Raw genomic sequence first — 22,360 nt, forward strand, 5'->3', positions numbered from 1 at the left:
TAATCACATAAATAAATCAGAATTCCACATTTCACCCTCGAAGCGAATGAAAATTCGGAAAATAAATCATGTAATACAGATAGTAATCTTAACATTTGATTACTTATATGACTAGATAAGTATTTAAAATAGTAGTTTCTAAATCATATATAAATTAAAAGGAATGAGTCCGATTCAACATCGAACTCATTCCTTACTAGTAACCTAAATTTTTGTATCTAACTTTTCAGATACAATTCATTTCCGGTTCTCTTTTCAAACTTAGCAACAGAACTGTTACCTATTACTGAACTCTTGATAGATTCCATGCTATAGTATCAGTCCCATTCTCTCCATTACCATATTTCATATAATCGATTAAATATCCTACCTTTAACTTATTACCATTAGATAGTATGTTCCATTGCTTATGGTGTCCAGTGAAATTCTTTGGATATGCATGATTAAATTTAAAAGTACTTGCGTTCTGTTTTTGATCTAAATGGATATAACTATCTTGAAGTTTTAAATATGCATAATCTGAATAAATAGGATTTTGAAATTTAATTAATACCTCTTCATCCTTTTTAATTGGTTTTCCAGGTTTAGGTTGACCTACTCTTTCAATAATTACATTCACTTTTTCATCGCTAGATTTTTCAGCCCAAAGATACTCCCATTTATTCCCTGCATGATGACTTCCCAAATAAGCTGTATTTCCATATGAAGCCACGGTATAAGGAACTCCTTCTGTAACAAATTCACCTGAATTATCTACTACATAATCTTCAAATTCTTTATTAGCTTTAATTTCAGTATCAATCTTTTGTGTAGGCGTTAGATTGTGTGCGTCATTGATTTCAAATGTAACTTTTCTGTGCGCAGCAATTTCAGATTTAATAGGGTGTATATTTTCTCTAGACTCATATGTAAATCCATTTTCACGTTTAACCAGTGTTACTGTTTGTGACGGAGCATTCCATTTCTTACTATAAGTAGTAGGAATATCTTTACTCACTCCAATTAAACCAGGTAAAATTGTTGCCCTAATCTTTTGCGTCACAGAATCATAACTACCTTCTACTAATGTTGGTTGCTGTAGTTTTGCAAAAGCTCCGTGTACAGAGTCTTTATGTAAATAACCGCGATCTCCCTGTCCCGCTTTTAAATCGTTCAATGCATCAGTTCCATTATTAGCTGAAACCACTGATACGTTATTAGTACTTTTAGCCTTGTTTACAATATGATTTACTTTTTTCGTATCTATATTTACCTGTTGAAAAACTTCGTTATAGGATAAAACTGGCTTATCAGCAAGAGATTTGTCTTTAGGAGTATATACCCTAAACTTTGGTATATTTCCTATATCTGTTTCTAATTGTTCAGTAGCTGCATTTACTCTAGACTCATATCTCCCTGAATCCCCCAAATGCATAATTTCTTCACCTTTTTCAATAGATAAATCCATTGTACTTGTAGGTAAAACTTCAATCGAAAGAAGTTCCCCTTGTTCAACAGCTTTCAATTCATCCAAAGATAAGACAATATTCGCATCTGCTTGTCCTTCTAAACTGTCAATTACTACTTCTGTTTTATTCCGTCCACCTTTTTCTGTACTTAAATAGTTTGCTTTATAACGATCTTGTGTTGCCTTTACAGTATTAATAATTTTGTTTCCTAAACGAATATTAAAATGAGGCGAAACATTTTCAGCGGATGCTGTTCCTACATTCTTATATTCCAAATGTACCCGTAATTTTGCTGCGTTCGCTGTATCCACAGTTGTTGCAGTAGACCAATCGAAATTATTTGTATAACTCTCCGTTTCCGTAGTTGTTTTTGAATATCCGTATCCCACATTTGCTGAAACACTTCCGGAAGGAACAGGACCGGCTGCTGAGCCTTCTACACCACCTGAACCACTTAAACCTACATTAAATGAATGTTGTGTAGATACACTTTTTTCCCATCCTCTACTAACTGATCCTCCATTATTATCCGTAATGGTTGCAATAGGAATTACTTCAATTCGTTTGACACCAATTTGCAAATTCGGCATGTTGGCAACTATCGGATTGAAATTAGTATCAGAATCGTTGTTATAATTCTCAACCTCATACATATCAGTAAAAGGATCACCATCCGTATTTGCATTCATAGGATTCGATATAAATTTTGTTTTCCCTTTATCCTTCTCGGTATCCCATGCTTTCGCTTCATTTTTTCCAGTTTGTGAATTGAATTCAATTTTATATCCATTAATCTCTAAGTCGTTGGAAATACCATCTTTATCCCAATCGTTGTTTGCCATTTCAATGTTTTGTGTAATGAGTGAACCTATTTCCCCATCAGATCCGAGCGTGAAATTCTTATCTTCTTTTTTTACATTTGCATTCTCTTTGAATATTTCAACTGTACCTCCTGGATTCGGTTGTTTTACATCTGCTAAAGCAGGAGATGCTAAAGTCAGTGCCATCGATACACTACCTAATACACTAATTGCTGGCTTCAATTGTTTCATTGTTATTTTTCCTCCTTGGTTTCTAGGTCCATTAGAACACCTACTAGTAAGATTAATTTCATCATATATAACAAATCTTTCTTTTCTCTCTCATAACTGTTAAAAAAGTCTCTCGTAAATATTACAAAACACTTACAGAGTTTTTAAAAGCCATAAAATCTATATATGAAACATCAAAAAGCCGTAATATGAAGAATCGATTACAATATATACAAAAAAGCAGCTAGCCAAAGCTAACTGCTTACTCATTTATAAAATTTCAGTAAAAGAATGTATTAATTTTGAAGTGTGCAAATTGGAAGAGTTACTTCAACTATAGTTCCCTTATTCACTTCACTCTCAATAAATACCTTCCCCTGGTGTGTTTCAATAATTTTATAACAGACCATTAATCCTAAACCGATTCCCTCTTCCTTAATACTGTAAAAAGGTTCTCCTAAATATGGTATACGTTCTTTTGGAATCCCACATCCTTGATCGATAAAGCGAATCCTTATTTGATTATTATCAAGTTTATCAAATTGAATCAAAATTTCTCCTCCTGTTGGCATGGATTCAATTGCATTTTTTATAATATTAACAAATACTTGTTTTAATTGATTTCCTTCACATGGAATCAGTGGAATACCAGGTGTAAAATCAATTCTAATTTTTATATTATTCATCATTGCTTGAGGTTGCAGTAGCATTAAAACTTGATCCATTAGCACACTAATATCATTAGGTTGTATCTTTACAACCTGTGGTTTGGCTACCGCCATAAATTCATTAGTAATACTTTCTATACGCTCAATCTCTGATGATACTATATTTATATAACCCTGATTATTCTCAGTTTCCGTTGATTTTAGTAATTGCATAAACCCTTTCATTGCGGTTAATGGATTATTAATTTCATGAGCCATTGCAGTCGCTAATTGTCCTACGACAGCAAGTTTTTCAGATTTTCGTAGTAATTCTTCTGTTTTTAGCCGTTCAGTGATATCACGAGAAATACTCAGGAAAACCTTTTTACCATTTAAGTTAAAAACACGGACACTAAACTCGGTAGTTATTATTTTTCCTGTTGGAAAAGCATATTCATCTTGCAAAGTGAAGGAAGTTTGTCCCTCTCTAATTTTTTCTAATAACCTTACAATCATTTTAGAATCTTGTGGTACGACATTTGGAAATGGTAACGAGAGCAGCTCTTCTCTACTATATCCAAATCTTTTACAACCAACAGGGTTTACCTCAATGAATCGACTTGGAACATGATTTTCATTCAGCTCTACTACATATACTGCATCAGTTGCTTGTTCGATTAGTGCACGGTACTTCATTTCACTATCTTTTAATTGTTGGTGTAATCGATGTCGTTCTCTTTCTGCTTGTTTTCTTTCAGAGATGTCTCTACATATTGCAGATAAAGCTATTACATTTCCTCTTACGTCTAGTATAGGAGAAACTGTCAGACTGACATCAAGTAGACTTCCATCGTTACGTCGTCTAACAGTTTCTAATCTAGTAACTACGGATTCTCCTGTTAGAATTTTCTGAATATTTTCAAGTGATTCTTCCATTAAGAAATCTGGTACACAGGGTAATCTCTTACCTACGATTTCTTGTAGTGACCATCCAAATATCTTTTCATAAGCTTTATTTGCTTGTAAAATATGCCCTTTTCGATCAGAAATGGTAATAGCATCTACATTATGCTTTATAAATGATTCTAGTAATTCTTTGGTAGCCCTTAATTCTGATTCTACCTTTTTTCTTTCGGTTATATCGACTGCAGAACCAACAACTTCAATAACTTGTCCATTTCGTTTAATCGGCCTAAGTGCAATAAGAATAATTGTTTTATCATCTGGCCAGGGTAATTCGAATATAATTTCTTTCCCTTCCCATGCCTGAAGATAATACTTCATCAATTGCGGAACTAAATGTGGTGGAACAATAGAAGCATCAATAGTCCGTAAGCTTTTTCCTACCACCTGTTCAGAATAAAATCCTTTTTGATAATAAAACTGTCCATCACATAAAGTGTGTATAAAGTGCTTACCCACTTTTTTAAATTTAAAAATCCCTCCTTGAAGCTCATGTACGGTATCTGTAAGTTCTTGCTTGGATTTTTTTAATTCCCGATTCATTTTAGATAAGTCCTGTGTTAAATAATACAATCTCTGATAGGCTTCCATAAGAAATAGCCCAATTAAAAGTCCTAACGCTATATATAATAAACCTCCAGAGTAAAGTAACGTAGTATTAAAGAATACACCAACTAACCACTTTATTCCGACAAAAATAGAAAAATATAAAGATGCACTTTTAAAAGGATGAAGGTTTTTAAAATATGTTTTAAAAGTAGAAAATAGAACACTCATACTTAAATATGCAATCACAGGTGGCTCCCAATACCCACCAATGAAAAAGATACGCATTATAATTATGCTAATTAGTGTAATCCAGCCAGCAATGCGACCAAAATAAATAAAAGATAGAATAAGAGGAACAACTCGAAGATCGTAGGAAAATCCCATGTATGGAAAAGAAAAGAGCATCAAAGTAACTGCAATAATTCCTCCATAGAATTTTTCGAAATATCGCCTGGAATGAACCAAAAACACTTGAATAAATATCGCTGCGCTAACTAATAAAGAAAAAATAGAAATATTGATGAAATAGTCTTTAATAATCATGTAATGTCCCTCCTTGCATTAAAGATATATTCGACAAAAAAACAGAAATTCCTACAAATAGTATAAACAGTTCAGGTGCAAAAAATATAATTCCGTACATGATAATACATGTAAATAGTATCATATTGATTCAAATCGAAAACCAGGGAATCTTCCATATGAACCTGCAAATCCCCCAAAAATAAGGTGTTTATTTAAATGTTATGTACAAAAAAACGTAGGAATATTTAATTCCTACGTTTTTTATAAATTAATCAACTCCTTCACTATTACAATTCTTCTAATTCCTCAATTTCGGCTTTTCGCTTTAAAAATATTGCAATATCTTTATTCTCCCTTTCTATTAAACCAAGAGCATGTCTATCATTTAAAGCTAATTCTTTATAACCCCATATATATTCTATTGTTGTCGCTTTACTATGTTTATGATCCGCAAAATACCATTCTAAAGGTTGTAAAGGGTTCGATACTTCAAACAATTCCGCTGGGTACCATGAAGGCAAGTTTTCATTTTCACCCAAGATTAGATAGTCTAATGCTCCATTCAATGAACTAATACCATAAACCACATATTCCTTATCGGTTTCTAAATTTATAATAGAGTCTCGATTATATCCTTGATCTAATAAAACCTCTGAAAATGTATCTCCTGAATTTTTTATACATAGTACCTTCACATACAAGCTCCTATCAACAAAAAATTAATTTTTAAATTTAAAATCATTAAATTCGCCTGTTCTATTATTTTTAAAATAATGAATTGCTACAAGAGTTACATTATGCGCCATTTGCGCCTAGCCACCTTCTTTGGGTCAACAAGAATCTGTCATTGGTATTCTCGTTAGAACTATTCTTTGTGGATTTGAATTAATTTTTTTCATTGCAAGTCGTTCTTTTAATGTATTTGCAGTGCTTCTACCTGCGGAGCCTCTTCCTAATATTTCAACTTCATATTTTTTATTTTTTATAGCCTCTTCTAGTTCCTTTTCTTTTCAGGTTTGCGTATATTTCATGTCAAATTACAGAAGTGAGTCAGGTCACTCTAAATCGTAGATTAGAAGAACATGAATAATATTCTTTTTTGAATTGTAATTAAACCTCAGAGTGGCACCCCATACCCAGAATCATTTCCTTACCCAACAGAAGTTAATAAAACATGGTTAATTATTGCTTCACCGCTTTGGCTACAAGTGATGCGTATGCTTCTGCACCTACTTTGGTTAAATGCACACCGTCAGGTGCAAAGTAGTCTTTCTTTCCAGCACTTGCTGCATACCAATCAACTAGAGTTACATTCGGATATTCAGATGCCATTACTTTCAGTCTCTCATTCACGATTGATTCCCACGGACGTGGTACTCTCGTATTAATAAATATGATTTTACGTTCGTTTCCAATTACTTTTATTAATGAAACAAGTTGCTCAGTAGTAAAGGCTCCATTTGTACCTAATCCAATAATGACATAGTTTCCTAAATTCCCTTCATATTTTAACTGTTCAACTACCGGAATCGCTTTTGACAGCTGGCGACCAATTTGCGCATCAATCCTAATATCAGGAAAAGTATTTTTTAAATACGGAGTAATATCAATCATAACGGAATCACCTATCGCAGTAACCGTGAGTGAATTTTTAGGTTGCGCAGAATTTACTTCTCTTGATTCCCCTTGTTTTTGAGGCGTCTCTTGATTTGGATTTTCCCAAACTGCAACTGGATGTGGCGACGGTTGTGTTTGTGCTACTTCCACCTTATCTTGTTGAGAATTCTCCTTAGCCTTACTAGCTTTTGATAACCCTACGACTGCTATCGACGAAACGAATAATGTACAAATTAAAGCTAACTTAACACCTAAAGTGACATTTTGAATTCTTAAATTCTTAAACTGAATGTTCCGGAGCGCTCCTTCTCGGATTGGTTTTTCAATAAACTTCCATGAAATTTGCGCAATCAATATAATCAAAAGAAATTGAAGGATTGCTCTTATTAGTGAAAAATCCCCAGCATTTACCTTTGAAGTCGTCAATGTAAGAATTGGATAATGCCAGAGGTATATACCATACGATCTTATCCCTATCCAACGTAAAGGTCTAAATCGTAAAAATTGAGCAATACGACTAGATGGATGAGCTAGATTTGCCACTAACAATGCTGTTGCAATTGATAAGAGAACCATTCCTCCCTTGTATAGAAATGGATCATATTGATTGGTCTTCCAAAACATAACCAAAATAATAATAAGGGCAATGCCCCCCACTACATCAAGAATGAAACGCGCCTTTGGAATAATTTTATTTGCAAGCCTATTGCTTGGCCAAACTAAGGCAAGTACCGCTCCGATAAGTAAGGAAAAGGCCCTCGTATCTGTACCATAATATATTCTGCTTGGGTCAGCTCCAGGTTCATACAAAATTGCCATCGCTAAAGCTGAAGCAACGACTCCCAGACAAATTAATAAAATCATACGGGATTGTTTTTTTATGTAGTAAAGCCCTAAACTAATGATAAATGGCCAAACAACATAGAATTGTTCCTCAACTGCTAGCGACCAAAAATGATTCAATGGAGAAAGCTGGTTAAAATTATCAAAGTACGATAATTTATGATAAATATACCACCAGTTACTAACATAAAATAATGCCGCTAATGAATCTCCGCGCATTTTTTCAAGTAAAGAGCTATGAAACATCGTAATCCATGCCAACGTTATAACGAGCATAACAAGCATTCCCGGAAGCAATCTTCTTGCCCTACTAAGCCAGAATTTTTTTAAATCAATTCTCTTATTTCTCTTCCACTCTATCGCTAGAATATCTGTAATTAAATAACCTGAAAGTACAAAAAATACAGTAACTCCTAAAAACCCTCCAGGCATCCAATTAAAATTAATATGATACAAAATAACACCTAGTATAGCTAGACCCCTTAGACTGTCCAACCCAACCATATAACGACTATTTTTTTTAAAAGGTTTAGTCATCCTACATTCACCTCTATTTCTTGGAAATTAGGTTAATAATAACGGCATAAAATGCTATTAATCCCCTAAAATCGTATAAGCTAAACTATTACAAATATCTTTTTGTAAGGCTCTTTTTTTATCTTTACATGCACAGTAATTAATACTTTAACACGTTATCTGGCTCTGTTGTGAAAATTTTTAAGCTAGATGTTCTTGTTTCTCTTCCGAAAAAGAGGAATATGATATATAACGTATATTTGAACATTTCCCTGCAAAATAACGTTATAAAGAAGGGCTACTGGTTATGAGCAGCCCCTCTTTTACCTTACTTCACATATACATATGTTTCATTTGAAATCACATTTTATGTCTTGCCCTTACTGTCGTGTATTTTATATTGCAGCGAACCTTGCATTAGAACAATATGTGTTCTAGTGCAAGGTTTTTTTAACTAGAATAAATTCTTTGAAAGCAAATAAGGAACATGTCAGATGTGATATTTTAAAGAAAAATAGTTTAAGAAAAATAATAGTAGCCATTTGCTACTATTATTTTTTTCTTTAAGTTATCGTAATATGCCTGAAATTCTAAAGGGACGTGGTATGTCAATTCATCTAACAACCATTATGTGCTGAGTTCGTGAATGCGGAAATTTCCTTCGTGATTTTTGAAAAATAAAACAAAAAAGAAAAACTATCTTTGAAAATGGATGAAACTTACATAAATGTCAACTAATCTATGTACGAATTCCTTTGCTTTAGCTAGGTGTTATAGGAAATAAGGAGCCATATGCCGGTCAATTTTTCAATTAACTTGGTGTCTAGTTTAGTGTACCATCTCCAATTAATGCGTTTTTTGGGGTTCAGTTCATTATATTTTCTACTTTGTCTTTATACACAACATATTCTTTTCCATCCACTACTGCTACCACCGCAAATTCATCATTTGGATTGAATGAAAGCCAGTCAGCCCACATGCTTGTATTAGCCCCTCCACTCCACATATGATGAACAGTGTTTTTAGTTAAATTCATAACTTTATAAGACGCATTTGGTGCATTTGTTCCAGTCTTTATTTCAAAAGTGTATGCGTTATGGATTTTTTTATAAAAGTAAAAAACGTTTGATGGACGAAGTAGATTCATAAAATCTTGTTCTTTCTTCTCTGCAATTTTTATGCCTTCTAGTAATGTGACAACATCTGCTCTTAATGTTTTCCAACTGTCTTTAGCTGAATTCAAGTTAGACTTTAAAAATTTATATCTATTTTGATCAGCTTTTTCATCAGCTTTATCAATATGCCCCATTACGCCCGAATATTGAGAGTCTAAATCATCCCATTGTGTGGACATATAAGTAAGAGCAGAAATAGCACTATCAATCGTACTATGCATATCACTAATATTATGAAATGCAACTCCGACTACACGATTTAATGTAATTTTATAATCTACAGTTTTACGTAATTCTGCTAAAGCAGGCTCTAATCGACCTAAATTATCTCTAGCAGTACCTATCATTATGCCACCAGAAATAAGCGTGGGGATAAAAGGGACTTTCACCATTATTAACCCATCAGATTCTAATTTCTTATAATAGTTTACTTGTCCTAAAACTTCATCTAAACGCTTTTGATCAGTCTCTACATCAGCTCCTTGGTTTTTTAAAATCGATTGCAAGGTCTCTTTATGGCTTCCAAATACTCTAACATCTTCTCCAATAGCGTTTTTAAATTTAGTTAATTCTTCTATTAGTGCTTTTGCAGACTTTTGGTTTCGTTGAATCCCCACCCTTAAATCTGTAATCCCCTTTTTTAAAGTATCCCCATTTCCATTATTGATCGCCTCTACTAATGTTTCATAATAATTTTCAAACTTTGTATCGTATTCAATAATGCCGGTCAATGTATCTAAAAGCTGTTTTTTTACTTTTGTATTCCATGTAACAGCATGTGCTCTTGCATTCTTTTGATCCTGTACAATTTTACTAGGTAAATCTGCATACCCATTAATAGAAATTCCTTCAAAACTCACATCCGGATTATTAATTAGCAAATAAGAATATTCATTCATAGCCTTTGCAAATAACCCAGCATCTTGCACAGTTTTTTTCATCTTTTCTTCATTTGCTGAAAGAGACATATCTCCAGTGTTCGTTTGTTCAGTTTCAATTGCAAAGGTTGCTACTGGTGCGACTGCATAGGTAGTTGTCATAATTAAAAATGCTGATACAGCCAGTATTTTATAAGGGTTTTTTTTCATCTTTTCTTATTCCTCCTGTATAGAGTATGATTTCAAGTCCTATTCTTATTAAAAGACGATGTTGTTGCATAGATTCGATATTATTAAGCAAATCTATATAACCTGTCCCCTATTGATTAATTCTGTTACAAATTTTTAAAAACAAGTAAACTACATGACTAACTTTTTATTTGGATAAAACTCATATATAAGTGAAAGGCGAAGTCTTTAATGAGACTCCGCCTTTTTAATATATAAGGATTTGTTAATTATTGCTTTACTGTTTAACAGTGTAATCATAGACTCTCTATGTTACGGGTCACTTTGCAACAGAATAAATATTTCCCTATTTTTGTGGAGTAACAGTTTCCACTTTTAATTCCTTTATCCCCTCTTTTAATGTAACCGCATCTGTTCTTAATGTTTTCCAACTGTCTTTCGCTGCATTTAAATTAGGTTTTAAGAATTTAAATTTATTTTGATCCGCTTTTTGAGCTGCATTCTCAATATGCCCTAGAACGCCCGAATATTGAGAATCTAAATCATGCCACTGCGTTGACATATAAGTAAGAGCGTTAATAGCATCATCAAGCGCCTTGTGCATTTCATTAATATTACTATAAGCAACTCCAACTACACGATTTAATGTTACTTTATAATCCACGGTCTGACGTAATTCTGCTAATAAAGGCTCTAACTTACCTAAGTTGTCTCTTGCTACTCCCACTATAATACCGCCAATTATTGGTAGACCCAAAATAGCACCCTTCATTACATTAAACCCATCAGATTCTAGTTGTTTATAATAGTTTACTGATCCTAATACTTCTTCTAGACGCTTTTGATCTGCATCAACATCTGCACCTTGGTTTTTTAGAATCGACTGCAAAAGATCTTTATTGCCTCCAAATGCTCTAACATCTTGTCCAATAGAGTCTCTTAATTTAGTTAATTCTTCTATTAATTGTTGTGCGTACTTTTGGTTTTGTTGAATTTCACCTCGTAAATCTGTAATTCCTTCTTTTAAAGTTTCTCCATCCCCTGTATTAATCGCCTCAACCAATGTTTCATAATAATTGTCGAACGTTGTATCATATTCAACAATACCAGTCAATGTATCTAAAAGCTGTTTTTTTACTTTCGTGTCCCAAGTAACAGCATGTGCTCTTGCATTCTTTTGATCTTGTACGATTCTACCAGGTAAATCCACATATCCATTAATAGTAATTCCTTCAAAATTTACATCAGGATTCTTAATTAGCATATAAGAATAGGCATTCATAGATTTTGCAAATAATCCAGCCTTTTGCAAGGTCTCTTTCATTCTCGCTTCATTTGCAGAAAGAGCCGTATCTCCATTGTTCGTTTGTTCAATTTCACTTGCAAAAGTTGCTACTGGTGAGACTACAGAAGTTGCTGTCATAGTTAATAGAGCAGATGCAACGATCAGTTTGTACGGGATATTTTTCATCATTTTATATTCCTCCAATATAATTGTTCATTTTCAGTTCTATTCCTGTTTAAAAGCGATGTCTTTTGAAATGAATTCTGCATCTTTATGAATATCATTCCAACTTTCTTTAGCAGCTTTTAAATCATCCGGTATTAAAGAGAATTTGTGGTCTTGCATAGAATCGATATTATCCAGTAAATCTGTATAATTTGCGCCCATTGTATTCCATTGCTTTTGAATATTTGTTAGAGACAATATCGCTTGATCTACAGTCTGGTATAGATATGCCAATGTTTCTTTCGCGTTAGTAAGCGAAAGAACTGCTTGATTAGCACGATCTGCTTTCATACTTAATTCTCCGATTTTGTTAGAAATTTCGTTATAGGAGTCCATATGCTTAGATGCCGTGACACCAGCTGCAGTTCCTAGACCGATACCAGCTGCTCCAAGAGCTGAAAGTCCACCAACAACAGCCGGTGTTGCTGTACCACCAGTTACAACAATTACAACTGCTCCTCCAATAGCTGCAATAACTAAAATAGCTGCTCCCAATCCACCACCAATTGACCATGCTAATACATCATCAAAATGTTTTTTCTGAGTAGAACGAAGTTGCTCAATTTCAGCTTGAAGTTGTGGAATCGTTGCCTGTTGACCTGCTAATATTGCAGTTAATCCACCTTTCCCATCTGGACCACCAACATTATTTTTAAAATCTGTAGAATTTTGATATAGTTTCCCTTTGAAGTCTTGTAGCATCTTAATTACATCTGTAACCTCTTTTGAATTTGTATTAATTGTTGTAATTAAATCATTTATGCCCTCTTTTAGACCTGCCTTATCTTTCTTTTGTACAGTATCTACTAATGTGTCGTAATAATTTTGAAATTGTTCATCGTAATTTACAATATTACGAGCTGTTTTTTGAATCTGTGGCTTCGCTGTATCTAACCAATAATTCGCATTGATTCGTGACAGTTCTTGATTAAGATGAATATTTTTGAGCAACTCTCCTCCTTCTGATCCTAAATCGATATTAGATAAATTTACATTCGGTTGCTTAATCATTGTTTTTGCGTACAAATCCATTACAAGAATATGAGACCCTGTTTCAGCCAATGCTTTCTTCAGTCCTTCAGGACCTAAAGCATAATTGCCTACTTTTTGTTCTTGAGCGGTCGTTTCTTGTGCAAACGCATGAATAGTGTTACCAGTAGTAGCAGTTATAACCGTTGCCAAAGTGGCTAAAGTTAGCACTTTGAATGGGAATTTTTTCATAACTATTCTCCTTCTTTCGCTAGATTCTTAGAATCTTTATATTTTTTCAAAAAACGTAATATTAAAATTTATATACCTGTTCTTCAAGGTAACTTATTACATTTTTTAATTGTCTTAATGTATCTTTTTGAGACTGCTCGTTAGTTGCATCAACATTAATAGATAATTTTGTAATGTTATTTTTTATTAGATCCAAATCTGCTTTATAGCGCTTTAGTAGGTCAAGTTCTACATCTACTTGGTTTGCAAACGTATGCAAATCATTTTGTGAAAGAAGAAGCATTGATTTTTGTAAATCTGCTATTGATAGTTTCGTTGTTAAATCATATATTTTTTGGTTTTGTTTCTCTAAGCCATCTAAATATGCTCGCTGCTCTGCTGTTAGTTTATTTACTTCTGCGAAGACACCAAATGTTTTCTTAATTTTTTCAGTATCAATGGCTTTCATCAGGTCATATTCTTGCGTTTTTGCGGCTGCAGCTGCAGCTATTTCACCTTGTTTGCTTTTCTCAATTGCTTCACGAGCTGCTTTTTTGGCCGATTCAATTTCTAGAGCAGTTTTACCTTGTTCTGTCGCTTCTTGCGCTGCTTTTTTCTCAGCTTCTAGAATAGAGTTGTTAATTTCTTTTCCTTTGTTATACGCTGCCATCCCTGCTTGAGCAGCCGGTTCAATAATCTCTTTTGAAAGACTATAAACTTCTTTGAATATAGCAAATCCCTGTTCATTTAAAGCTCCTGGTATTAATGCAATTTGTTGTAAATCATTTTGAATTGCTTTTTTGGTATTTAATATTTCATTTTTTAACTGATCTATTTTTCCTGTTCCCTCTGTACCTAATATGCCTTGCGCAGTTGCCACATCAGTATCGAAATCTTTTAATTTTTTATCAAGCTGTAATTTAAGATCAGTTAACTCATTAATTTGTCGTTGCGCATTTTCTTGATTCGTCATAGCCATTTCTTGAAGTACTTCAAGTCTATCCAAAAAACCTTCTCTATCTTCATTATTGTCTACATACGATTTTAATGTCGGATAATAGCTATTAAATTTCGTTACAAATCCTTTGCTTTTTGAATTTAATAGAATTAACTGTGGATAGAGTTCCGATGACCATTCTTTCATATCTTGTTTGATTAGAAATTGATTTGTATTTAAAGCTGGGACTTCCTCTAGCTGTACATTAGGACTCATTAAAGATTGATCAATATACGTTTGGATTAATTTAGATTGCGCACCTAATTTTCGTAATGATGAAGAAATATCCATGTTTTCCTGTTGAGTTTCTGCTTGAACGATTGGTGTTGCCAGAGTATTGATAGGAAAAGTTGCTCCAGTTACAATGGATGTTATTAAAAATCCTGTCATTATTTTATTTTTCATTCCGTACACTCCTTTACCATTTTTTTTTATAACTTGATTCATATAACTGTACAACCTAGCTCTAGGCTCTCTGCTTACACACGCCTGAGGAAGAAGAGGTCTTTCATATAGGATGTTATCGTTATTATTTACTTCTAATAGAATCTAAGGATTTTACTTCCCTCTCATTTAGCTCTATTTTTCAAATAATAAACGATAAAAATTCATCAGCTATATTTGAATTAGCTGTCCAATGAATAGTAAAATACTTCCACCCCTAGAGCTGCTGTTTAACTTACAGAACCATGAAGATAGATAAACCATTGAATCCAGGGTTAATCCTGTCATGACTTTTTTTAATATCAATTTCATAATAGGGTTTTTAGTTTTTTCAGCAAGAGCCTTACAAGACTACAAAAGATGAACTTATACTGTACATTGCTTATACTTATATTGCGGAATTAATTCACTTTTGCTATGTAGAAACTTAAAACCCTATTTTTTAAAAATAATACTTTTGAGATTCTACATCCGTTTAAAAAAACTGATTATTAAGAAGATTAATCGCAACATACTTTACTTGCAAATTTATTAACCTCTATTAGTTCGCTCTTCTCCTTTCTGTGTGGTCATACCAGTTATGATGTTCATTAAAACATTAAATTTCTGATGCGTAAATAGCGAAATTTTGTCGATTGAGCTCGATAGTTTAACTGTTAAGTAAAAATATGCGCTAAAAAAATTATATAGATATAATTAATTGGAAATTGCATCTCTGTAATTGTAATGATTACAAATTAAAGTGTATACGGTTAATAAATAACCATTTTAGCTCAACGGAGCAATTTCATTTTAAAAAAAATACTTATAGAATAATTTAATAGGTTTTTTTATACTTTTTTACCTTTATTTAGTTATGTATAATTGCATATAATATAGATATATCAAGTGATATATGTTATATTGTTAAACTTTATGTAATAGTCCCTAATATCACCATTATTAAATACTCAACATGCCAACCACTTTAATACTTAACATGAAGATATCAATCTATAAACTTATCCCTTGTTATAACTATAGTTTTTAAAATATAAAAAAGCCGCAAAGCTTTCTCGAAAAGAACCTTTGCAGCCTTCTGTTTTTTTGTCTCCTGAGAAAAATAATGGATAGTGTACTCATAAATTAACAACATGTTATAAATCTTACCCATGTCTTTTAGCTTCACTAAATGTTTCATAGATTCTTCAAGATCTATTTGAATACATATTCCTTTTCTAGATCAATCACATACCCTTTCTAGAGTAAAATAAACAGTATGCTCAATTTTTTGAGTTACTTGAGCGTATATTAAAGTTTTTTCACAAGAAACTGATACTAAGCTCATATTACTGTATATTTTTCACGATACTGTCTAGGTGTCATGTTAGTTGATTTTTTGAAAACCCTTGTAAAATAGCTTTGGTCGTTAAAATTAAGCCAAGCACAAATATCTGATAATGGATATGTAGTAAGTGTTAATAATTTTTTTGCTTCTTCAACTCGTTCCCTTTGAATAAATTCACTTAAAGGAATTCCTACTTCTTTTTTAAATATTTTAGATAAATAAGTAGGCGTAATATCCAAATGATTAGCGAGTTCATTGAGTGATATTCCATCGTATACATTTTTACTAATATGGTTCATACATGTAGTAACCGCATTTGAAAATTTTTGCGCATTGAATTCTTTCACTCGATCTGCAAAAGTACGTAAAGCATCTCCTGACAATCGCCTTACAGAGTCCACGTTATCTAGTTGTTCCATGGTTTGGATATACAAAATACTAAGTGCAAAAGCAATGTCTGGTGGGAGATTACCTTCTATCGCATATCGAGTAGCTAAAGTAATCGCAATAATCCCATGGTTTTTTTGGTTTCTAAGTGGATCCGCTGTTAAAATTAATTCAGTATCTTCCTGCGAAACTGCATACATATATTGCAACAACTTCTTTTTATTTCCCTCTTTGATTGCTGAAAAATAATTATGTACTAATGCCATGTTGTGAGTTTTTGGTTTATTTTGTTGACGTTTTAAAATATATAGATCGGGTTCCACAATTTTATAGGGAACTTCCTCTAACACTTTATTTTTTTCTAAAACAATATTAACATCTAACTTTTCATTGAAAATCATGTAATGCAATAAAATCCCCATATCAATTAAAGCATTTTTTTTTGCCTCAGGTAGGGATTGATAATAAGTTAGTCTTTCTTGAATATTAATATTTGAGTTAAATTCTTTTCGAAGTTTAAATGTCACATCATCTGATCCCTTTGGATGTATAGTTGGGCCAATTATTATAGTCCCTTTTATATAATCATGATTTGCGATATGAATTAGGATAAAATTTTCAAGATAACTGTTACATCTGAAAAGGGGCAAATTATCGGGATCATTTTCTTGATAAATGTCACTAAGATGTTCTTCTTTAGAAGAATAAAAAGGACTACAAATATCATCAGAAGTAGACTGATATAAGATTTTTTTGTCTGTGGATAAAATGTGAACGGGTACATTAAAGGCTTTATGTGCGAGATCACACAAGTGTTGTATATCGATAGAATTATTCATTACCTTCTCCTTTTAATTAGATTAACTAATAAATTTTTACATCTTTACGGTATAAATTCATAAATTATTTTCCGTCAGGTATAACTCTCGACAAAATATTACTATAAAATATCAAAATAGTACAATTCACGACAAAATATTACTATATTTTTTTTATAAAAATCATATATTATTTAATTGTAATTAGCATTTAAATATCAGAGTAGCGTAGATAAGATAAGTAAATGAAATAAGCGAGGATCTTTTCTTAATTCTACAAAATTTAATCATTGAACTTGAAAAAACAGTGAAAAACTTACAAAATACAGTGGTAGTCTATGCGAGGACCAAGCTGGAAAAAAGATTCAAAATATGGCTAAAGTAACATGAGATACTGTACCATCGCAAGAAACAACAGTCAAAATTTGAATTCAATTACATGTACAAATTGAATTCAAAAAATGGATAATGCTAAATTAAATGTAAAACTGAAAAATTACTGTGTTTCAGATTTTAGACAAAAATAACAAAAAGTCGGGAAATTAACAACAGAGGAAAATGATAAGGATATTTATGAACCACTATGCTTTGAAAGTACAAGCTAGAGGAAATTCAAGTATCAAACAGATACATGTTACTTAAAGATTTAATTGAGAGAAAGGTCTTTTCATCAGTACAAAAATAAAAATAGAAAACACAAAAACAGAATGGAATATTTAAAATACTGGTGATATAGGGACAACTATTTTTATCTAATTGGTACTATATTACTAGTCGCAACATTAGTTTTACTTCCCACCAAAAAGGAAGAAATATATAGATTTTAAAAATACTAGGAATAGCAGCCGGGATAGAACAGATGAATAACCTATTTATTGGTTGTTCATCTTTGTATTATTAGTCTTTATATTACCTAGTTTTATTATTACATCACATATACTTATTATTAAATTTTCAAATACAATAGCTGTTAATTAACAAAAACAACATCCATAATTAAGGTGCACAGTAAATTGACCTCAAAAAAATTCTTTAGTGACATATCTTTAAATCCATTTAAATATTAAGTATACTTTGTACACTACTTTTTATAAATTGATATATATACCCCTCTTAATTTCTCACTTTATTTTTAATTAAGAATTAAATTATTTATGAATGAAATTGTATTATATTGGCTTAAATATTATGGAATTAAAATTACGAATAATAACAAAACGGTTTTAAACAACCTTACACTAATCGTATCGAATTTATTTTATACTGATACCTATAACATTAACTAATCTACAAAAGGTTGTTACAAAGGAATCTGAGGGTCTGTTTTTCAACTTCAAAATTTATTTTTTGAAGTTTTTGTAAATAAAAGGAATAATAATCCACTTGCACATGAATTCTTCTTATTTACTGCTTTAACTTAGTGTAATCTGTATTGACCTGTTAATTGTTCTTCAGCCATTCGAACTAAACGTTTTGTAATTTCTCCACCGACAGATCCATTTGCACGTGATGATGTATCAGGTCCTAATGTGACTCCTAATTCACGAGCAATTTCATACTTCATTTGCTCGATAGCACTTGCAGCAGCAGAAACAAGAATTTCATTTGTATTACTTTCGTGTCTTTAAATATTCATAATTGCACCTCCATTATATTTGTATTTAACTTGTGCCTAATTATGATATTTATGCATGAGTAACCTAGTTTCTTCTAGTATTTTTAGGGGAACCCTTTTTCTTTCTCTCTTTCCCATATTCCACTAATTGAATTTGAAACACATCTGAATCCTTAATTCCTAAAACATTCGTTTCTTCTATAAATGAACGCCAGGACTCTACTTTTCTTGATTTTTCTTGACTATTTCTTAATGTGTAGATATTTGAGTACTCTATAATTAATCCTCCTCAAAAGTTAAATAATGTACATTGCATTTCAGTATAAAAATAAAACCGCCTGTAAGAACGGTTTCTCTTTTCGTTATTTTTTTATGGCTCTACGCTTTTTTATTTAATATATTGTATGTTACGTATGCCTAGACGAATTGACGCGAAGATAAGGTAAATCATTATAATGACGTAGACTACTAACCAACTCGTATAAATATATGTACCCTGAAATCCATTTTCAGTAATCCAGTTAGTGATCCACATTCCACCAAAATAAACTGGGATTGTTAACAAGCTTACGTCTTTAGGATCTGTTGCAAGATAAATCATTAGAAATAGAAAAGCAAGTGCCCCTATCGTACTAACATTTTCAAAAACCATTATCGGAAATCACCTACTTTATGATTAATAATATAACAAGTGTTAATTTCTTACCCCTTCCGTGGATAACTCGTTTCGCGGTTTTCATAACTACCATTCCTTGGGGTAAGTATATCAAATACCAAGGTAAATTTCCCCAATAGGTATGATGTCTACTTAACAGTTTCTTCTTCGGCCAGTAATAGAATACTAATTTTTATTGCAACATATCCGCAAAGGAAGTACCTACATTATTCTTTCGCTTCATATGCTTCTCTAAATAGATTTTTGTTGTTTGAATATTTTCATGCCCAAGCGTTTGCATTAAATGATATAAATCCGCATTTCCTTGTTCAACTGCCATGATTGCAAAAGCATGACGGAATGTATGCGCCGTTACAGGATTTTCACGATACTGCAGAAACTCTAAATTGGTCTTTTTTATCATATCTGTTACCTGGTTCGATAACGTTTTTGAATTATAAAAGTTCCCTCTTTGATTTACAAATAAAGGACTTTCATCTCCTCGGTCCAATACAGTTTGGAACCCTCTTCTTCTTCTCATTTCACAAATACACTCATATAAATGTTCAGAAATGAAAAGTTCACGTACTTTACTTCCTTTACCTATAACTTTTAACCAGTGCTTTCCGTCATAATGTAAGTCTTTAACCCTTGTTGTACATAATTCTTGAATTCTTGCACCGGTACTTGCCAGAGCTAGTAAAATTGTATAGTTTACTAAATGGCCTTTTTCTTTATAAAACCCTAAAATTTTCATAACTTCCTCATAGGATAGGTCCCGATTCGGCCGATCCTGTTCATTTACATTTGCACGCTGCAGTTCTTCATGAAGAGGTCTTTCAATATAAGCAAATACATGAAGGTGTTTAAAAAAAGAACGAATCAATACAGATTTTTTTGCAAGTGTTGCGACCGCGTACGTATCCCCATTCCTACCGTTCTCTACCTGCTTCAACCAAGCATTATATTTACGAATATGCCAAGGCTGTAATGTTTTTAACAGAGAGTCATTTTGTTGTACTTCTTCCCCATTCAATTCAAATTCTTCTGCATGCTGCACCATGCACTGACAAAATGACAAGATTTCGGACACATAACTCTTTTTCGTATCCTCTTTTCTATTCTTCTTTTCATCCATATCTTTTTGTAAATGTACAAAATGATAAATGACTTCTATATCACTTAAATACGTATATTTACTCTTTCCCTCTTTTTCTGCAACCTCCATCTTCTCTTCCACTTTATCTATATAACGATTGTTATGCAGAAATGGAATGATCCCACTTATATTCTCTACATATGTATCCATATACTTACTTTGATTGTTTATAATAGGTACATTTTCTTCTATATTGTTATTACCCATAATTCGAATTCACCTCTCCTATTGAAGATTACGAATATAATTCTCTTAATTAACTATACTTATTATTTTATTTTACTTATATCCATTATACAAATAATAAATCACTTTCTTTCTGTAAGAATACTACATTCTTCTCTATTTAGATATACGTATAATTTCTAATAATTTTTTACTAAATAGATAAACATTTAGCATAATTTTATACAATTTTATAAAACATCTATATATAAATAAATATTAAATTTTATATAAAATTTAAGTAAAGTTATAATTCACTATAACATATTGGTATAATGATATTTTATTTTATATTTAAATCTTATTTTATATCTAATTAAAAATCTGATATGATATATACATACTTTATGAATTATAGAGAGTAAATAAGGAGGTAAACTTTCATGACACAAGATTTACTGTTTATTACAAAACCTACAGTAACAACAAAAGAAGCAGCAGATTTAATGGGAGTTACCGTTCAGACCATTCTAAAGAAAGAAAAAGAAGGTCTTATAGAATGTGTATATAAAGATAGTTGGAAGCAATTCGGAAGTAAAATATTCTATTTAGAAGATATTGAACGGTTAATAAATAAAGATGAAATAAAAGGATTAAGTACAAAAAAAGCAGCAGAAATTCTAAACGTAGCACCCTCTACAATCTTTACATATATTAAATCCGGGAAATTAACAGCCACAATGGTAGAAAAGCTGGGTAAACAAGTATATGTCATTAATGAAGAAGAACTAAAAAATTTCCAGCTTAATTACGAAAAAACTACAACAAAAGAGCGTAAAACATTCATTACTAAGATTCAAGATACAGACATTTATTTGTATCAATTATTGATACATCGACATACAGAAAAAAAAGCTAGGGTAATAGAAATTAATGGATCCGATGGAAAGGTTCTTACAGAGGATGAAGAAATTTTCTCATTATCAGCTTATAAAGAACATAATTATTCCCTTGAACCCTTCAAAAAACACACAGTGATTACGAAGCGAGGGTATTTATCTTTTACATTTAAAAAGCCTCAATTATTTAGTTCTATTACTTATAATCTAATAAATTTATTTTATAAAGAGCTTGGTGTCACAAATATGCGATTGACTTCTACACAAGATACCATCAGGTTGGAAATTAAACCATTTGTTTTACAGGTAGAGCCATTACAATTCCAAGAAGAGATTAAGTATTTACACTCACATATGATGTCAGGCTCAATACTCCCCCATGTTGAAGGTATTTATTTTAAAAGTAAAGTAGAGCCATTAACCTTTCATGCAGATCATGACTTTAAACAGAAAGTAATTAAAATGGCTTCAGAATCTGGTATGGGGCAAGAAGAGTTTTTATTACAAGCAGTAAAGTCTTATATTGAAAAATTTTGAACTTTATTTACGTTAACATCCTTAATGGCTATATGATTCTAATTTTAAAATATAGATACCGTTTTGTTTCACCCTGATGGTCACATAGCTTGCATTGAGTATGACAAAAGTGATAACTGTCAAGATTCCGAAATAATCATCAGTTATAATAATAAAGCTTAATAGTCAAACTAATCCCCACTCAAAATGCTCACGGACTGTTTCAAGTGGGGATAGTTCAAATATTATAAAAAGAGCAATTCCTAGTAAGTACTCTCTCACAAAAA

General features: G+C 32.0%; 14 protein-coding genes and 1 pseudogene. 2 read left to right on the forward strand and 13 right to left on the reverse strand.

The window, feature by feature from the left end:
- Positions 1–283: 283 nt before the first annotated feature.
- From QCI44_RS29870 to QCI44_RS29885, 4 genes are all read right to left on the reverse strand, one after another.
- Positions 284–2,500, reverse strand: a complete 2,217-nt coding sequence (locus QCI44_RS29870; protein WP_353811636.1) for a binary toxin-like calcium binding domain-containing protein — start codon at positions 2,498–2,500, stop codon at positions 284–286.
- A 275-nt stretch (positions 2,501–2,775) separates the two neighbouring features.
- Positions 2,776–5,181 (reverse strand): PAS domain S-box protein, encoded by a 2,406-nt coding sequence (locus tag QCI44_RS29875; protein WP_016135630.1) that lies wholly within the window; start codon positions 5,179–5,181, stop codon positions 2,776–2,778.
- Between the two features lie 269 nt (positions 5,182–5,450).
- The gene (locus QCI44_RS29880; protein WP_016135631.1) at positions 5,451–5,858 is read right to left on the reverse strand and encodes a hypothetical protein; all 408 of its coding nucleotides are present in this window, start codon (positions 5,856–5,858) and stop codon (positions 5,451–5,453) included.
- 487 nt (positions 5,859–6,345) lie between these two features.
- On the reverse strand, positions 6,346–8,160 hold the full coding sequence (locus QCI44_RS29885; RefSeq protein ID WP_016135632.1) for an acyltransferase family protein: 1,815 nt from the start codon (positions 8,158–8,160) through the stop codon (positions 6,346–6,348).
- Positions 8,161–8,640: 480 nt separating this feature from the next.
- Here QCI44_RS29885 and QCI44_RS30700 point away from each other — a divergent pair.
- A pseudogene (locus QCI44_RS30700) lies at positions 8,641–8,771 on the forward strand (IS6 family transposase); the annotation flags it as partial.
- Positions 8,772–9,004: 233 nt separating this feature from the next.
- On the opposite strand, the gene hblB reads toward QCI44_RS30700, so the two are convergent.
- The 9 genes from hblB to QCI44_RS29930 form a co-directional block, all read right to left on the reverse strand.
- The gene (gene hblB, locus QCI44_RS29890; RefSeq protein ID WP_016135633.1) at positions 9,005–10,402 is read right to left on the reverse strand and encodes a hemolysin BL regulatory component HblB; all 1,398 of its coding nucleotides are present in this window, start codon (positions 10,400–10,402) and stop codon (positions 9,005–9,007) included.
- A gap of 325 nt (positions 10,403–10,727) precedes the next feature.
- Positions 10,728–11,855, reverse strand: coding sequence for a hemolysin BL binding component B (gene hblA / locus QCI44_RS29895; protein WP_000977258.1), 1,128 nt, complete (start codon positions 11,853–11,855; stop codon positions 10,728–10,730).
- A gap of 36 nt (positions 11,856–11,891) precedes the next feature.
- Positions 11,892–13,112 carry a hemolytic enterotoxin HBL lytic component L1 gene (hblD, locus tag QCI44_RS29900; protein WP_000714431.1) on the reverse strand — a complete coding sequence of 407 codons (1,221 nt, stop codon included), beginning with the start codon at positions 13,110–13,112 and terminating at the stop codon, positions 11,892–11,894.
- A 61-nt stretch (positions 13,113–13,173) separates the two neighbouring features.
- Complete coding sequence (gene hblC, locus QCI44_RS29905) at positions 13,174–14,493, reverse strand: hemolytic enterotoxin HBL lytic component L2 (RefSeq protein WP_353811637.1); 1,320 nt, start codon at positions 14,491–14,493, stop codon at positions 13,174–13,176.
- A gap of 1,362 nt (positions 14,494–15,855) precedes the next feature.
- Entirely contained in the window at positions 15,856–17,085 is a 1,230-nt protein-coding gene (locus QCI44_RS29910; protein WP_353811638.1) for a helix-turn-helix domain-containing protein, read from the reverse strand.
- A 1,396-nt stretch (positions 17,086–18,481) separates the two neighbouring features.
- Positions 18,482–18,664: an alpha/beta-type small acid-soluble spore protein gene (locus QCI44_RS29915; protein WP_141533921.1), complete on the reverse strand. Its 183-nt coding sequence runs from the start codon at positions 18,662–18,664 to the stop codon at positions 18,482–18,484.
- Positions 18,665–18,764: 100 nt separating this feature from the next.
- The gene (locus tag QCI44_RS29920) at positions 18,765–18,959 is read right to left on the reverse strand and encodes a hypothetical protein (RefSeq protein ID WP_074651339.1); all 195 of its coding nucleotides are present in this window, start codon (positions 18,957–18,959) and stop codon (positions 18,765–18,767) included.
- Between the two features lie 108 nt (positions 18,960–19,067).
- Positions 19,068–19,331, reverse strand: a complete 264-nt coding sequence (locus QCI44_RS29925) for a hypothetical protein (protein WP_353811639.1) — start codon at positions 19,329–19,331, stop codon at positions 19,068–19,070.
- Between the two features lie 196 nt (positions 19,332–19,527).
- Positions 19,528–20,700: a tyrosine-type recombinase/integrase gene (locus QCI44_RS29930; RefSeq protein ID WP_098506160.1), complete on the reverse strand. Its 1,173-nt coding sequence runs from the start codon at positions 20,698–20,700 to the stop codon at positions 19,528–19,530.
- A 401-nt stretch (positions 20,701–21,101) separates the two neighbouring features.
- On the opposite strand from QCI44_RS29930, the gene QCI44_RS29935 reads away from it, so the two are divergent.
- A complete protein-coding gene (locus tag QCI44_RS29935) occupies positions 21,102–22,094 on the forward strand; it encodes a helix-turn-helix domain-containing protein (protein WP_353811640.1) in 993 nt (330 codons plus the stop codon).
- Positions 22,095–22,360 lie beyond the last annotated feature (266 nt).

The sequence above is a fragment of the Bacillus cereus group sp. RP37 genome, from assembly GCF_040459695.1.
Taxonomy (GTDB): Bacteria; Bacillota; Bacilli; order Bacillales; family Bacillaceae_G; genus Bacillus_A.

Excerpts from the sequence above, each read along its gene's own strand:
- QCI44_RS29930 (WP_098506160.1), bottom strand. The coding sequence starts at position 20,700 with ATGGGTAATAACAATATAGAAGAAAATGTACCTATTATAAACAATCAA.
- QCI44_RS29870 (WP_353811636.1), bottom strand. The coding sequence starts at position 2,500 with ATGAAACAATTGAAGCCAGCAATTAGTGTATTAGGTAGTGTATCGATG.
- hblD (WP_000714431.1), bottom strand. The coding sequence starts at position 13,112 with ATGAAAAAATTCCCATTCAAAGTGCTAACTTTAGCCACTTTGGCAACG.
- hblB (WP_016135633.1), bottom strand. The coding sequence starts at position 10,402 with ATGAAAAAAAACCCTTATAAAATACTGGCTGTATCAGCATTTTTAATT.
- hblC (WP_353811637.1), bottom strand. The coding sequence starts at position 14,493 with ATGAAAAATAAAATAATGACAGGATTTTTAATAACATCCATTGTAACT.
- QCI44_RS29925 (WP_353811639.1), bottom strand. The coding sequence starts at position 19,331 with ATGGTTTTTGAAAATGTTAGTACGATAGGGGCACTTGCTTTTCTATTT.
- QCI44_RS29910 (WP_353811638.1), bottom strand. The coding sequence starts at position 17,085 with ATGAATAATTCTATCGATATACAACACTTGTGTGATCTCGCACATAAA.
- QCI44_RS29935 (WP_353811640.1), top strand. The coding sequence starts at position 21,102 with ATGACACAAGATTTACTGTTTATTACAAAACCTACAGTAACAACAAAA.
- QCI44_RS29875 (WP_016135630.1), bottom strand. The coding sequence starts at position 5,181 with ATGATTATTAAAGACTATTTCATCAATATTTCTATTTTTTCTTTATTA.
- QCI44_RS29885 (WP_016135632.1), bottom strand. The coding sequence starts at position 8,160 with ATGACTAAACCTTTTAAAAAAAATAGTCGTTATATGGTTGGGTTGGAC.
- hblA (WP_000977258.1), bottom strand. The coding sequence starts at position 11,855 with ATGATGAAAAATATCCCGTACAAACTGATCGTTGCATCTGCTCTATTA.